The 14,353-nt window shown below is 63.5% G+C and carries 14 protein-coding genes; 9 read left to right on the forward strand and 5 right to left on the reverse strand.

Going from position 1 to position 14,353, the window contains the following annotated elements; translation table 11 throughout:
* The first annotated feature begins 25 nt into the window (after window positions 1-25).
* The 4 genes from AC04SG_RS16470 (at window position 26) to recJ (ending at window position 5,664) form a co-directional block, all read left to right on the forward strand.
* Window positions 26-1,243, forward strand: coding sequence for an LL-diaminopimelate aminotransferase (locus AC04SG_RS16470; RefSeq protein WP_142865034.1), 1,218 nt, complete (start codon window positions 26-28; stop codon window positions 1,241-1,243).
* 48 nt (window positions 1,244-1,291) lie between these two features.
* Window positions 1,292-2,605, forward strand: a complete 1,314-nt coding sequence (locus tag AC04SG_RS16475) for a homoserine dehydrogenase (protein ID WP_488551887.1) — start codon at window positions 1,292-1,294, stop codon at window positions 2,603-2,605.
* A gap of 230 nt (window positions 2,606-2,835) precedes the next feature.
* Window positions 2,836-3,819 carry a class II fructose-bisphosphatase gene (gene glpX / locus AC04SG_RS16480; RefSeq protein ID WP_488551888.1) on the forward strand — a complete coding sequence of 328 codons (984 nt, stop codon included), beginning with the start codon at window positions 2,836-2,838 and terminating at the stop codon, window positions 3,817-3,819.
* A 60-nt stretch (window positions 3,820-3,879) separates the two neighbouring features.
* Window positions 3,880-5,664 (forward strand): single-stranded-DNA-specific exonuclease RecJ, encoded by a 1,785-nt coding sequence (recJ, locus tag AC04SG_RS16485; RefSeq protein ID WP_488551889.1) that lies wholly within the window; start codon window positions 3,880-3,882, stop codon window positions 5,662-5,664.
* A gap of 15 nt (window positions 5,665-5,679) precedes the next feature.
* Here the strand turns inward: recJ and AC04SG_RS16490 are convergent, their stop codons facing one another.
* The 3 genes from AC04SG_RS16490 to folE all read right to left on the reverse strand — a co-directional run bounded on the left by AC04SG_RS16490 (window position 5,680) and on the right by folE (window position 7,853).
* Window positions 5,680-6,651, reverse strand: a complete 972-nt coding sequence (locus tag AC04SG_RS16490) for a patatin family protein (RefSeq protein ID WP_352557578.1) — start codon at window positions 6,649-6,651, stop codon at window positions 5,680-5,682.
* Between the two features lie 84 nt (window positions 6,652-6,735).
* Window positions 6,736-7,188 (reverse strand): phosphoribosyl-AMP cyclohydrolase, encoded by a 453-nt coding sequence (gene hisI / locus AC04SG_RS16495; protein WP_488551890.1) that lies wholly within the window; start codon window positions 7,186-7,188, stop codon window positions 6,736-6,738.
* Between the two features lie 14 nt (window positions 7,189-7,202).
* On the reverse strand, window positions 7,203-7,853 hold the full coding sequence (gene folE / locus AC04SG_RS16500; RefSeq protein WP_488551891.1) for a GTP cyclohydrolase I FolE: 651 nt from the start codon (window positions 7,851-7,853) through the stop codon (window positions 7,203-7,205).
* 240 nt (window positions 7,854-8,093) lie between these two features.
* Between folE and AC04SG_RS16505 the strand changes: the two genes are divergently transcribed.
* Window positions 8,094-8,543, forward strand: a complete 450-nt coding sequence (locus AC04SG_RS16505) for an iron-sulfur cluster assembly scaffold protein (RefSeq protein WP_488551892.1) — start codon at window positions 8,094-8,096, stop codon at window positions 8,541-8,543.
* 59 nt (window positions 8,544-8,602) lie between these two features.
* Here the strand turns inward: AC04SG_RS16505 and AC04SG_RS16510 are convergent, their stop codons facing one another.
* The gene (locus AC04SG_RS16510; protein WP_488551936.1) at window positions 8,603-9,532 is read right to left on the reverse strand and encodes a LysR substrate-binding domain-containing protein; all 930 of its coding nucleotides are present in this window, start codon (window positions 9,530-9,532) and stop codon (window positions 8,603-8,605) included.
* A gap of 92 nt (window positions 9,533-9,624) precedes the next feature.
* Here AC04SG_RS16510 and AC04SG_RS16515 point away from each other — a divergent pair, with 92 nt between their 5' ends.
* From AC04SG_RS16515 to blaOXA, 3 genes are all read left to right on the forward strand, one after another.
* Window positions 9,625-9,783 carry a hypothetical protein gene (locus tag AC04SG_RS16515; RefSeq protein WP_488551893.1) on the forward strand — a complete coding sequence of 53 codons (159 nt, stop codon included), beginning with the start codon at window positions 9,625-9,627 and terminating at the stop codon, window positions 9,781-9,783.
* A 124-nt stretch (window positions 9,784-9,907) separates the two neighbouring features.
* Window positions 9,908-10,276: a membrane protein insertion efficiency factor YidD gene (gene yidD / locus AC04SG_RS16520; protein ID WP_352557520.1), complete on the forward strand. Its 369-nt coding sequence runs from the start codon at window positions 9,908-9,910 to the stop codon at window positions 10,274-10,276.
* A gap of 156 nt (window positions 10,277-10,432) precedes the next feature.
* On the forward strand, window positions 10,433-11,248 hold the full coding sequence (blaOXA, locus tag AC04SG_RS16525; protein WP_488551894.1) for a class D beta-lactamase: 816 nt from the start codon (window positions 10,433-10,435) through the stop codon (window positions 11,246-11,248).
* 11 nt (window positions 11,249-11,259) lie between these two features.
* On the opposite strand, the gene AC04SG_RS16530 is transcribed toward blaOXA, so the two are convergent.
* On the reverse strand, window positions 11,260-12,096 hold the full coding sequence (locus AC04SG_RS16530) for an SAM-dependent methyltransferase (protein WP_488551895.1): 837 nt from the start codon (window positions 12,094-12,096) through the stop codon (window positions 11,260-11,262).
* A gap of 208 nt (window positions 12,097-12,304) precedes the next feature.
* Between AC04SG_RS16530 and thrS the strand changes: the two genes are divergently transcribed.
* Window positions 12,305-14,278: a threonine--tRNA ligase gene (gene thrS / locus AC04SG_RS16535; protein ID WP_488551896.1), complete on the forward strand. Its 1,974-nt coding sequence runs from the start codon at window positions 12,305-12,307 to the stop codon at window positions 14,276-14,278.
* The last annotated feature ends 75 nt before the right edge of the window (window positions 14,279-14,353 follow it).

Genomic DNA, 14,353 nt, shown 5'->3' on the forward strand with positions numbered 1-14,353 from the left:
CCAATTCTAATCGTCTGGAACTGACATGGAAGAATTTCACAAGGTCCGCCGGCTTCCGCCTTACGTGTTCGAGCAGGTCAACCGGCTGAAGGCCAGTGCCCGTTCGCGCGGCGCCGACATTATCGACCTTGGCATGGGCAATCCGGACCTGCCGACGCCGAAGGCGATCGTCGACAAATTGTGCGAAGTGGTGCGCGATCCGCGCACGCATCGCTATTCCTCATCGCGCGGCATTCCCGGCCTGCGGCGCGCCCAGGCCGCCTACTATCAGCGCCGCTTTGGCGTGAAGCTTAATCCCGACACGCAGGTGGTGGCCACGCTCGGCTCGAAGGAAGGCTTCGCCAACATGGCGCAGGCGATCACCGCGCCCGGCGACGTGATCCTGTGCCCCAACCCGACCTATCCGATCCACGCTTTCGGCTTCATCATGTCGGGTGGCGTCATCCGTTCGCTGCAGGTCGAGCCGGATGATGGCTTCATTCCGGCGCTTGAGCGCGGTGTCCGCCATTCGATCCCGAAGCCGCTGGCGCTGATCCTCAACTATCCGTCGAACCCGACAGCGCTGGTCGCCTCGCTCGATTTCTACAAGGACGTCGTCGCCTTCGCCAAGAAGAACGACATCATCATCCTCTCGGACCTTGCCTATTCGGAGATCTACTTCGACGGCAATCCGCCGCCTTCGGTGCTGCAGGTGCCGGGCGCCATCGATGTCTGCGTCGAGTTCACCTCGATGTCGAAGACCTTCTCCATGCCCGGCTGGCGGATGGGCTTTGCCGTCGGCAATGAGCGGCTGATCTCGGCGCTGACTCGGGTGAAGTCCTATCTCGACTACGGCGCGTTCACGCCGATCCAGGTGGCGGCGGCATATGCGCTCAATGGCGACGGCGCCGACATCGCCGAAGTGCGCGAGGTCTATCTGAAGCGCCGCGACGTCATGGTCGACGCCTTCAGCCGCGCCGGCTGGACCATTCCCGCACCAGCGGCCTCGATGTTTGCCTGGGCGCCGATCCCGGAGCCGTTCAAGCATCTCGGCTCGCTCGAATTCTCCAAGCTGCTGATCGAGCACGCCGACGTGGCTGTGGCGCCGGGCATCGGCTTCGGCGAGCATGGCGACGATCATGTGCGCATCGCACTGGTCGAAAACGAGCACCGGATCCGTCAGGCGGCGCGCAACATCAAGCGCTTTCTGGCGTCCAGCGCCAAGCAGCCGAACAATGTGGTGCCGCTCGCCGCGCATCGCTAAGGTCGTCGCACATCTTAATTGAGCAGAGTTTGAGGGGCGTCGCCGGACATGGCTGAAGCGTTGCGTGTTGGAATTGCGGGTCTCGGCACCGTCGGCGCTTCGGTGGCGCGCGTGCTGCGCGACAAGGCGGCCGAACTGACGCGCCAGTGCGGCCGTGACGTCGTTGTGTCAGCCGTTTCGGCCCGCGATTCGAAGCGTGACCGCGGCGTCGATCTCGGCGCCGCCAAATGGTTCGACGATCCGGTCAAGATGGCGCAGACCGACGACATCGACGTCTTCGTCGAACTGATCGGCGGCGATGAAGGAGTGGCGCGCGCGTCGGTCAAGGCAGCACTTGAGGCCGGACGCCATGTCGTCACCGCCAACAAGGCGCTGCTGGCCAAGCACGGCGTGGCGTTGGCCGAAATCGCCGAGAAGAAGGGCGTGCTGCTCAACTACGAGGCGGCGGTCGCCGGTGGCATCCCGGTCATCAAGACGATGCGCGAGGCGATGGCCGGCAATTCGGTGACCCGAGTCTTCGGCATCCTCAACGGCACCTGCAATTACATCCTGACCCGTATGGAGGCCGAGGGCATTTCGTTCGATGCCTGCCTGAAGGACGCGCAACGGCTGGGCTATGCCGAGGCCGATCCGACCTTCGACATCGAGGGCCATGACACCGCGCACAAACTGTCGATCCTGACCAGCCTGGCCTTCGGTACCAGGATCGCCGCCAACGACATCTACATGGAAGGCATTTCCAACATCAGCCAGGCCGATATCCGCGCCGCCGGCGATCTCGGCTACCGGATAAAACTGCTTGGCGTCGCGCAGCGCACCGACAGCGGCATCGAGCAGCGCGTGCACCCGACCATGGTGCCGACCGCCTCGGTGATCGCGCAGGTGCACGGCGTGACCAATGCGGTGGCGATCGAAACCGACATTCTGGGCGAACTCCTGCTCTCCGGCCCTGGCGCCGGCGGCAACGCCACCGCCTCGGCGGTGGTCGGCGACATCGCCGACATTGCCAAGAGCCGGCCGGGCTTCCAGCACGGTCCGGTTTTCGGTCTGCCGGCCAAGGAATTGCGCCCCTACAAGAAGGCGCAGATGCGTAGTCATGCCGGCGGCTATTTCATCCGGCTGACCGTGCATGACCGCATCGGCGTCTTTGCCGCAATCGCCAAGCGCATGGCCGACAATGATATTTCGCTGGAATCGATCGTCCAGCACGCGGCCGGGCCGGAAACCGATGCGCAGAAGACAGTGATCCTGGTCACCCACGAGACGACCGAAGCGGCGGTGCGCAAGGCCGTCGACGGCATCACTAAGGACGGCCATCTCACAGACAAGCCGCAGGTCATCCGCATCGAGCGGGCTGGGTAGCCTCTTTTTGTTTGACGCAATTCCCAAGGGAAAGCGCTACGCGCTTTTCCCGGGAAAACCGCCTTGCTCTTTTCCTGGAATTGCTTTTGAGGAAGTCATCTTTCCTCTTTAATCGATTGATATTGCTGCGATTTCGAAAAATTGACGCAGCAAGTCTTGCCCTTGTCATGGAGCTTTGACACAAGAAGCGCGCCCCTGGCGGAGGCGTGTGTGAACGAGGATTTCTCCCGATGAATGTGGCCCAGAATATTGTCGCCGGTCTCGACCGGATACTCACCATGGAAGTTGTGCGCGTCACCGAGCGCGCCGCGGTCGCGGCCGCCAGACTGCGCGGGCGCGGCGATGAAAAGGCCGCCGACCAGGCCGCCGTCGACGCCATGCGCCAGGAGCTCAATCGCCTCGCCATAAAGGGCACGGTGGTGATCGGCGAGGGCGAACGCGACGAGGCGCCGATGCTCTATATCGGCGAGGAGGTCGGCAGCGGCAAAGGTCCGGCGGTCGATATCGCGCTCGATCCGCTCGAAGGCACGACGATCTGCGCCAAGAACCTGCCCAACGCATTGGCCGTCATCGCCATTGCCGAAAAGGGCAGCCTGTTGTTTGCCCCCGATGTCTACATGGACAAGATCGCCATCGGCCCGGGCTATGCCGAAGGCGTCATCGACATCGATGCCTCGCCGGCCGAAAACATCGCCAGCCTGGCTAAGGCCAAGGGTGTCGCGGTCTCCGAAATCACTGCTTGCATCCTCGACCGGCCGCGCCATGAAAGGCTGATCGAAGCGGTGCGTGCCACGGGTGCTGCGATCCGGCTGATCGGCGACGGCGATGTCGCCGGCGTCATCCACACCACCGATCCGGAAGAGACCGGCATCGACATCTATCTCGGCACCGGCGGTGCGCCGGAAGGCGTGCTGGCGGCGGCAGCGCTGCGCTGCACCGGCGGCCAGATGCAGGGCCGGTTGATCCTCGAAACAGCGGAAAAAGTGGCGCGCGCGGCAAAAATGGGCATTGCCGATCCGAAGCGGGTCTATCGCGCCGAGGACATGGCGCGTGGCGACGTACTGTTTGCGGCGACCGGGGTCACCGACGGCAACATGTTGGCCGGTGTCAAGTTCGGCGGCAACTACATCACCACGCACACCATCGTGCTGCGCTCGTCTTCGCGTACCGTGCGCGAGATCAAGGCGCGTCACCAGGATCTGGAAAAGTTTTGAGACTTTCCTGTTTAGCCGTCGCATATTGCCGGAAATGACAATCTGCAGACGACCCCTCCTATGACGGGCGACAAACGCCTTTTCCTCGATGTCAGGCAGTCCGCGACCGGTGTTTCCTGGGAACACCGGTTGAGCGAGCGGCAGGACATGACGGCGCTTGCCATCGCGCAGGGCCACGGCGTGCCCGACATTGTCGCGCGCGTGCTGGCCGGGCGCGGCGTCACCGCCGACCATGCTGAGCGCTTCCTCGATCCGACGATCCGCGACCTGTTGCCGGATCCGGCCTCGCTGACCGACATGGACAAGGCCGCCGCTCGTATCGCCGAAGCGGTCATGGCCAAGGAAAAGGTGGCGATCTTCGGCGACTACGATGTCGACGGCGCCGCCTCGTCGGCGCTGCTCAAGCGCTTCCTGGCGCATTTCTCGGTGCCGTCTGAAATCTACATTCCGGACCGCATCTTCGAGGGATATGGCCCCAATCCGGAGGCCATGCGCGAACTGGTCTCGCGTGGCGCGACGCTGATAGTCACCGTCGATTGCGGCACCAACAGCGCCGTTTCCATCGACGCGGCCCAAGCCGCAGGCGCCGATGTCGTGGTGCTCGACCACCATCAGGTCGGTGGCGCGCTGCCGGAGGCGACCGCGGTCGTCAATCCCAATCGCGAGGACGATCTTTCCGGACAGGGCCATTTGTGCGCAGCCGGTGTCGTCTTCCTCGCCCTGGTGCAGACAGCCAGGATCCTGCGCAGCCGCTTGCCCGATGCCGCGCAGCCGGACCTGCTGTCGCTGCTTGATCTCGCGGCGCTGGCGACCGTCTGCGACGTCGTCCCGCTCGTCGGCGTCAACCGCGCCTTCGTCGTCAAAGGGCTGCAGATGGCGCGTCAGCAGAAGAATGAGGGGCTGGCCGCCCTGGCGCGGGTGTCGCGCATCGGCGAGCCGATCAGCACCTTTCATCTCGCCTATCTGATCGGGCCGCGCATCAATGCCGGCGGCCGCATCGGCGACGCAGCCCTTGGCAGCCGGCTGCTCGCCACCGACGATCCGGTCGAGGCAGGCACGATTGCCGAGACGCTCGACCGGCTCAACCAGGAACGCCAGCAGATGGAGCTGGAGATGCTGGCCGCGGCGCGCGCCGAGGCCGACGCCGAGCTTGCCGGCGGCAATGGCCCGGCCGTCATCGTCACCGCCAGCACCAATTGGCATCCCGGCATCGTCGGGCTCATTGCATCGCGGCTGAAGGATCATGCGCGCCGGCCGGCCTTTGCTATCGCCTTCAACGCCAATGGCATCGGCACCGGATCGGGCCGTTCGGTGTCGGGCTTCGACCTCGGACGGCTGGTGCGCGAAGCTGCCGATGCCGGGCTGATCGTCAAGGGCGGCGGCCATGGCATGGCGGCCGGCATCACGGTGGAGCGCGCAAAACTCGGTGAACTCAGAGCCTTCTTCGAGGAGCGCGCGGCGGCCGAGGTGTTCCGCCTGCAGGACGAGGAAAGCCTGGCCATTGACGGTGCGCTCGCCGCCGAAGGGGCGACATTGAGCCTGCTCGATGCACTGGAGAAGGCCGGTCCGTTCGGGGCCGGCCATGTCGCGCCGGTGTTCGCGCTACCACGCCACCGGCTGGCCGACGCGCGCGCAGTCGGCACCAACCACATCCGCGCCGACCTGCAGTCGGAGAGCGGCGGCCGCATCCAGGCGATCGCCTTTCGCGCGGTCGATACCGCGCTCGGCGAATTCCTGTTCAAGAACCGGGGCAAGACGATCCATGTCGCCGGTTCGTTGTCGGGCAATTACTGGAACGGCAACCGCTCGGTGCAGTTTCGCATCAGCGATGCGGCCAAGGCCTGAGATTACTGGATTGGTTTAGGCCAGAACCGTCTGCAGCCGCTTCAACTCGCCGATCTGCGCCATCGTCGCGTGGTAGCCGAGGCTGATGGCCTCGTCGGCGCGGTGGAATTCGGTCAGGCCGATATGGCTGAGCTTCGGCTGCAGCGACATGTCGGGCGGATCGCCGGCCAGCCTCGCGCGCGAAATCCGATCCTGGATGATGTTAAAGGCCTCGACCATGACGCCGGTGATGCCGAGGCGCGTCTGGTGCGCCTGGTGGTCGGGGTCGGCCTGGCCCGGCCGAGGCGCGTCCTTCTCGATGAGCAGTTCGCCGGCGCTGTGCTTGATGACGGCGGCGCGGCCGAACAGATCGTAGTGAAGGTTGACCGCGACGACCAACGGCTGCTCGTAGGCGCGGCAGACCGAGACCGGCACCGGGTTGACCAGTGCGCCGTCGACCAGCACGCGGCCGTTGCAATTCACCGGTTCGAACACGCCGGGCAACGCATAGGAGGCCCGCATGGCGGTGATCAGCGAGCCGCTCGACAGCCAGATCTCATGGCCGGTGCGGATTTCCGCGCCAACGGCGACGAAAGGCTTTGTCAGGTCCTCGAAGCGGATGCCGGCCATGTGTTCACGCAGCCTGGCGTCGAGTTTCATGCCGCCGAACAGGCCGCTGCCGCGCAGATTGAGATCGAGCAGGCCGAAGAGGCGGCGCTTGGTCAGGCTGCGGGCGAATTCCTCGAGCTCGTCCAGTTTGCCGGCAATGTAGCAGCCGCCAACCAGTGCACCGATCGAGGTGCCGGCGATCATCGAGACTTCGATGCCGGCCTCATCCAGCGCGCGCAGCACGCCGATATGCGCCCAGCCGCGTGCGCAGCCACCGCCCAGCGCGAGCGAAATGCCGGTCTTGCCCGCAGGTTGCGGGTCAGGCGCGCCGCCGGACGATGAGGGGCCATTAGCCTCCCGCACGTCTGGTCTGCTGCGCAATGACGCCCATTCGAGCATCATGATCTCCCATGTCCCATGTCCGTTCTAAAGGAAGGACGTTTGAAAATAGTGAATATGAGTGGTTTGTGACTGTTGAATGGTTCACTTTCGATACGTCTGGTCCGCATCGAACAGCGGTTCACTGCCATCGTCGGCAAGCGTCGCCTTGCCGTCGTTGAGCCCCACCGTCCGATAGAAGCATGAACGCCGGCCGGTGTGACAGGTTGCGTCGTGGCCCAACACTTTCACGCGAAGCCATATGGCGTCCTGATCACAATCCGTGAGCATCTCGACGACGGTCTGAAGATTGCCCGATGTTTCGCCCTTCTTCCACAGTGCGTTGCGCGAGCGCGACCAGTAATGGGCAATGCCGGTCTCCAGCGTCAGCGCCAGCGCCTCGGCATTCATATGCGCGACCATCAGCAACATGCCGTCAGCGGCGTCGGTGACTACGACCGTGACGAGACCGCTGGCGTCAAAGCGCGGTGAAAACACCGCGCCTTCTTCCAGAGCCTTCTTGTCCGATGGAGCTTTGGGGAATTCCAGTGCCGACATCGCCGGTCCTTGATCTAGCGATGCCGACGAGGGGCCCCGAGGCCGCGCACCATGGTGACGAAACGGACCTGTTCCTCGGGCGTGTCCTTGAACACGCCGGTGAAGGTCGAGGTCAGCGTGGTGGAGCCCTGCTTGCGGATACCGCGCATAGCCATGCACATATGCTCGGCCTCGATCATCACGGCGACGCCGCGCGGATTGAGCACGTCCTGGATGACGCCGGCGATCTGCGCGGTCATCGCTTCCTGCGTCTGCAGGCGGTGGGCAAAGATATCGACGACGCGGGCGATCTTGGACAGGCCGACGACCTTGCCGTCCGGCAGATAGCCGACATGCGCCTTGCCGATAATTGGCACCATGTGATGCTCGCAATGCGAATGGAACTGGATGTCCCTGACGATGACGAGATCGTCATAGCCGGCGACTTCCTCGAAGGTGCGGCCAAGTTCTTCGGCCGGGCACATGTCGTAGCCGTTGAACATTTCGAGGTAGGCCTTGGTAACGCGCTTGGGCGTGTCGATCAGGCCTTCGCGGGTCGGATTGTCGCCGGTCCAGCGCAACAGCGTGCGCACGGCGGCCTCGACCTCGGCTTCGCTCGGCCTGTCGGTGACGGGCTTGTCCAGGTAGTCGGAAGGGGGCATGATTTTCTTGATGACGGCATCCATAAAGGCGTCTCCCGTAGTTCCTCTCTCAGGAGGAACGAGTTGAACGGACCACGACCTTTCGGGTGCTGGAAATTCGCCCGGCTTCCAGCCCGCAAGCGGCGTGAACGAATGGGCAAGGACGGCGGCTTTGCGTTGCCTTGTCGATACCCGACTGCCAGCATTATATATGGTCGTGCCCAGCGAATGAAAGACGCCATAGCGGCAATCGCTGTTCGCTTGGCGGCGACGGATTGGAAAAATATGATTGACGACGTCTACAATGCGAAAATTCTGGGTTTTGCCGGAAACATCGCACGCATCGGCCGGCTCGATGATCCGGACGCGACGGCACGTGCCCATTCCAAATTGTGCGGCTCGACGGTGACTGTCGACCTCAAGATGGACGATGGCGTCGTCACCGATTTCGCCCATGACGTGAAGGCCTGCGCGCTTGGCCAGGCCTCGTCCTCGATCATGGCTCAGCATGTCATCGGCGCCAGCGCTGACGAATTGCGGGCCGTGCGCGACACCATGCTGAAGATGCTCAAGGAAAACGGGGCGCCGCCAGACGGTCGTTTCGCCGATCTGAAATATCTGGAGCCGGTGCGCGACTACAAGGCGCGCCATGCCTCGACCATGCTGACCTTCGATGCCGTAGTCGATGCCATCGGCCAGATCGAGAAGAAGAAACGCGCCGAAGAAGCCGCCTGACCTTGCCGTTTGACCGCCAGAGCCTGGTGTTTTTGCTTCGAGCCTTGCTGGCTCGCTAACTAGCCGGTGGCTCCAGCCTTCGTTTCCTGAGTCCTTCTGCTTTCGGCAAATTCGCTTCTCACCCAGTCGGCAAAAGCCTTGGCCGGTTCCGGCAGGTCATTCAAACTCCTGGCCACCAGCCAGTAGGCGCCGGATGCGACATCGATGTCGAACGGCTTGATCAGCGCGCCGGACGCGATCTCCTCACCGATCTGCAACAGGTCGCCGAGCGCCACGCCGTGTCCGAGCAGGGCCGCCTGCTTTGACAGCGACACATCCGCCAACATCGGGCCGCGCGCCGGAATGGCGTCGGCGGCCACGCCGGCTGCCTCGAACCAGCGCGCCCAGCCTTGACGGTTTTCCTCATGCAACAGCGTGTAGCCGGCGAGGTCGAGGGGCTTTTCGAGAGAAGGGCCCGACGCCAGCAAGGCCGGCGACAGGACCGGTGAATCGACGGTCGAAGCGAGCCATTCGGCTTCGCTGCGCGGCCATGATGTGGCGCGCGCACTGAAGCGCAAGGCAAGCTCGGGCTGATCGCTGCGGAACTCGATCGGCCTTGGGTCAACTTCGAGGGAAACGTCGATATCGGGCCGCAACTGGCTGAAGCGGTTGAGCCGCGGCAACAGCCATACCGAGGCCAGCGAAGGCTCGACGCTGACGCGAACCACGGACTGCGCCGGGGCCGCCACCAGGTCCGAAAGCAGCCTGTCGATGTCGTCGAAACTTCTGACCAGCTGATCGAGCAGGCGCTGGCCCGCCTCGGTGAGTTCGACCCGGCGATGATGACGGTGAAACAGGGGTTGCCGTAGGAACTGCTCGAGCTCGCGGATCTGCCGGCTGATCGCGGCCTGCGAGACGAACAGCTCCTCGGCGGCCCGGCTGAAACTCAATTGCCGGCCGGCTGCCTCGAAACTTCGCAACGCTGTCAGGGGCAGCCGGCCGCGCTTCATTCGCATAACCCAAAGTTATCCGAAGCGGAAATTATACTCGTTTGAAGGCGAAGACCAGTGGGCGTCTAATCCGTCTCAAAGGAGACACGGACATGATCCAGTTTCTGGAAATCTTTGGCGATGTGATGCGGATCGCGACGTTTCAATGGCGTGGCGACAGGCGGCATCACGCCCCGCGCATCGAGGAACGGCCGGCCACCCGCTGGGCGAGTCCAACGGAGCGGCATCCCTTTCGTCGCTCGCGACTCTGATGCCGACAGGGAAGCAAGAGCGTGAACGGGATTGCGTTTGCCTGCCGAAGCTCACATCTATCGGCTTGGAAGCGCAAGCCGATCCCGAAAAACGGGTTCGGATCACGTTCAGAAAGAGTTCGCCGTGGGCGACCAGCACCGGCATGTGCATGCCACCGGACAGACCCAGCGCGGGCGCAACTGGCCCGGTCCCTGGCGCAGGACGCCCGGCCGCATTTTCGGCACGTCGCTGGTGCGGCTGTACCAGCTGACGCTGTCCGGCTTTGTCGGCAACTCCTGCCGGCATCTGCCGACCTGTTCCGAATACGCGCATGAGGCGATTGCCCGGCACGGCTTGTGGGCCGGCGGCTGGATGGGGTTGTTTCGCGTGCTGCGCTGCGGGCCGTTCGGAACGCATGGCATAGACCGTGTTCCGGAGGTGCTCGCCCCACGCTATGTCTGGTTCATGCCCTGGCGGTACTGGCGGATCGGCAAGAAGCGCGGCGAGGCCTGACGGCGACGCTCTTGGCCCTTGATTCAGATCGCCAAGGCCGCATTTCTTTACGGTCCGGTAGGGTTAACAACGGCCTGCACAAAGACTGCGCATTTGAGTCAAAATCGAGCCAAGACAACTCGCTAAGCGCCTCTTGTCATTCCCAGGAGAGCTCACATGCGTCGGATCGAAACCCATCCCTTTATCATTGCCGCGGTCCTGTTCCTTCTGGCCTGGTTTTTGGGGTTTCCGATGCGGGCGCACTCGGCGCCGCTCGGCGATGTCGCATGCACGCTTATCCAGGACGCGGCGAGCGGCGAGACGCTCTATCAGAACGGCGTCTGCGACCAACGCGTCAGCCCGGCTTCCACGTTCAAGGTGCCGCTGGCGCTGATCGGTTACGACAGCGGCATCCTGAGTGACGCGCATACGCCGAGCTGGGTCTACAAGCCCGAGTTCAAGGCCGTGAAGCGCGACCACAAAACCGTCGACCCGACGATCTGGGAGCGCGACTCGATCGTGTGGTATTCGCGCGAGATCGTGCGCCGGCTCGGCGCGAAAAGCTTTGCCGGCTACGTCTCGAAATTCGGCTACGGCAACATGGATGTCTCGGGCGATCCCGGCAAGGACAACGGGCTCACGCAATCCTGGATAAATTCCTCGCTTGAGATATCACCGGTCGAACAGACAGCCTTCCTGCGCCAGCTGCTTGCCGGCAAGATGCCTGTTACGGCCAAGGCGCATGAGATGACCCAAGCCATCCTGCCGAGTTTTCAGGCCGGCGACTGGACGGTGCAGGGCAAGACCGGCAGCACAAGGCTCGGCAACAGCAAGGACAAGCGCTCGCTGGGCTGGTTCGTCGGCTGGGCCGAAAAGGGCGGACGCCGGATCGTCTTTGCCCGGCTGGTGGTCGATACCAAGCCGGTCGACACGCCGAAAGGCCCTGCGACGCGCACGGCGTTCCTGAAGGATTTGCCGCAGCTGGTGAAGTGACCTTGCGTGGCTTAAGCGCTCCGGCGGGCACGGATGAGGTGGCCGCCGGAATTCCTTGCCTCTGCCTTTGGCGCCTTGGAGAAGCGGGCGGCGATGTCGCCGCTTTCCAGATCTTCGATCTCATCGAAGCCGAGCTCGCGCAGTGATTGTGCCAGTGCGGCGGGTACGAAGAAGCTGATCCAGGGCTCGCCGACAGCGGCGACGCGCGCTGCATGGAAGGACAGGGCAGCCTGTCCCGCCGCATCGCGGTTCTCGGCCGGCTCGCTATAGTCGAAGACGACCTCCGAACCGGGCATGCCGGCAATCCAGGACAGGGTGCTGAAGATCGCTTCCTGGCTCAGATACGGAACGACGCCGAGCCAGATGAAGAAATTGGGCTCGGCTGGCCTCAAGCCGGCTAATGCCAGTTCGTCCGCCGGGTTCTGCCGCTCGAAATTGACTGGCACGAACGTGGTGGCCGGCGGTTCGGCAAGGCCAGCATCGGCGAGGCATTTGCGTTTCCAGGCCTGCGTTGCCGGATGATCGACTTCGAACACCGCGACATCCGGGTATGGATTGCGCAGCGAGAAAGTGTCGAGACGGCGCCGAGCACCACCAGTTGCCGAACGCCCCCGGCGCACCGCCGCAGCCAGCCAGTCCTCGGCGAGACGGGCACGCGAGGCCACGAACAGGCGCATGCGCCGGCTGCGCTCATCTTCCTGCTCGAGCTCCTTTGCCGTCGGTGCGGCATCGCCCAGAATCGCACTCGCATATGGGTCGCGAAACAGCGCCGCCTGCGGCGAGAACTGATGGAGAGCCCGCAGGCGCGCGACGCCCAGTGCGGTCCGGCTGGGTTTTGCGTCTTCCATGCCGGGGATTCCAACCTCGTGTCGGGGAAATTCGCAAGCCTGTGCGACTGGCCTGCGACATCTGTCCCGCCAATTCCTGACGGCTGCGCCAACGACGGCTCTTTACCTCTTACCGTGCTGCCTCTAAAACCCGCCCGCTGCCGGATGCCTCCGGCTTCACACCACGACCACCCGCGCTCGTTTGCGGGACTGGATAGGAGAATACCTGATGCTTAATTCCGTTTCCCTGACATTTCCCGATGGCTCCGTCCGCGACTACGACGCGGCGATGACCGGTGCTGGGCTGGCCGAATCGATCTCGAAGTCGCTGGCCAAGAAAGCCGTCGCCTATGCCATCGACGGCACTGTGCGTGATCTTTCCGACCCGCTCGGCAAGCCCGGCAAGGTCGAGATCATCACCCGCACCGATCCGCGCGCACTGGAGCTCATCCGCCACGATGCGGCGCACGTGCTGGCGGAGGCCGTGCAGGAGCTGTGGCCGGGAACGCAGGTGACCATCGGGCCGGTGATCGAGAACGGATTCTATTACGACTTCGCTCGCAACGAGCCGTTTACGCCGGACGATTTCCCGGTGATCGAAAAGAAGATGCGCGAGATCATCGCGCGCAACAAGCCGTTCACCAAGGAAGTCTGGTCGCGCGACAAAGCGAAAAAGGTCTTTGCCGAGAAGGGCGAGCGCTACAAGCTCGAGCTGATCGATGCCATTCCCGAGGACCAGGATCTCAAGATCTATGCCCAGGGCGACTGGTTCGACCTCTGCCGCGGGCCGCACATGGCCTCGACCGGGCAGATCGGCAACGCCTTCAAGCTGATGAAGGTGGCCGGTGCCTATTGGCGCGGCGATTCGAACAACCCGATGCTGACCCGCATCTACGGCACGGCGTGGGCCGACCAGGCTGAGCTCGATGCCTACCAGACGATGCTGGAGGAGGCGGAGAAGCGCGACCACCGCAAACTCGGCCGCGAAATGGATCTGTTCCATTTCCAGGAAGAGGGACCGGGCGTCGTCTTCTGGCACGCCAAGGGCTGGAAGATGTTCCAGAACCTGGTCAACTACATGCGCCGCCGCCTCGACGAACAGGGCTACCAGGAGGTCAACGCGCCCCAGGTTCTGGACAAGAGCCTGTGGGAGACGTCGGGTCACTGGGGCTGGTATCGCGACGCCATGTTCAAGGTGACGGTGGCCGGCGACGACACCGATGACGACCGCGTGTTCGCGCTGAAGCCGATGAACTGTCCGGGCCACGTGCAGATCTTCAAGCATGGGTTGAAATCCTATCGCGATCTGCCCGTAAAACTTGCAGAATTCGGCAATGTGCATCGCTACGAACCGTCCGGCGCGCTGCACGGGCTGATGCGCGTGCGCGGTTTCACGCAAGACGATGCGCATATCTTCTGCACCGAGGATCAACTCGCCGCCGAGTGCTTGCGCATCAATGACCTGATCCTGTCGACCTATGCCGATTTCGGGTTCGACGAGGTCTCCGTGAAGCTGTCGACGCGACCTGACAAGCGCGTCGGCACCGACGACGCCTGGGACCACGCCGAGGCGATCATGAACAGCGTGCTGGATACGATCAGGACGCGGTCGGGCAACCGCATCAAGACCTCGATCAATCCGGGCGAGGGCGCCTTCTATGGGCCGAAGTTCGAGTATGTGCTGAAGGACGCCATCGGCCGCGAATGGCAGTGCGGTACCACGCAGGTCGACTTCAACCTGCCGGAGCGTTTTGGCGCTTTTTACATCGGTTCGGATTCGGAAAAGAAGCAGCCGGTGATGGTGCATCGCGCCATCTGCGGCTCGATGGAGCGCTTCCTCGGCATTCTGACCGAGCACTATTCCGGCCATTTCCCGCTGTGGTTCGCGCCGCTGCAGGTGGTGGTGGCGACCATCACGTCCGATGCCGACGACTATGCCCGCAAGGTTGTCGCGCAATTGAAGGCGGCAGGGCTTTTGGCCGAAGTGGACCTGCGCAACGAGAAGATCAACTACAAGGTGCGCGAGCATTCGCTGGCCAAGGTCCCGGTGATCCTCGTCTGCGGCAAGCGCGAGGCGGAGGAGGAGACGGTCAACATCCGCCGGCTCGGCTCCCGCGACCAGGAATCGCTCAAGCTGGCCGATGCGCTCAAGCTGCTGTCCGACGAGGCCACTTCGCCCGACCGCAGACGGCGCGCGGCCTGAAACCATCGATCTCTCCAGGAAATGGCGGTGGAGCGATCCACCGCCATTTTCACATGCCTGTCACGCCAACCCTGT

This window comes from Mesorhizobium sp. CNPSo 4684 (genome assembly GCF_057784315.1).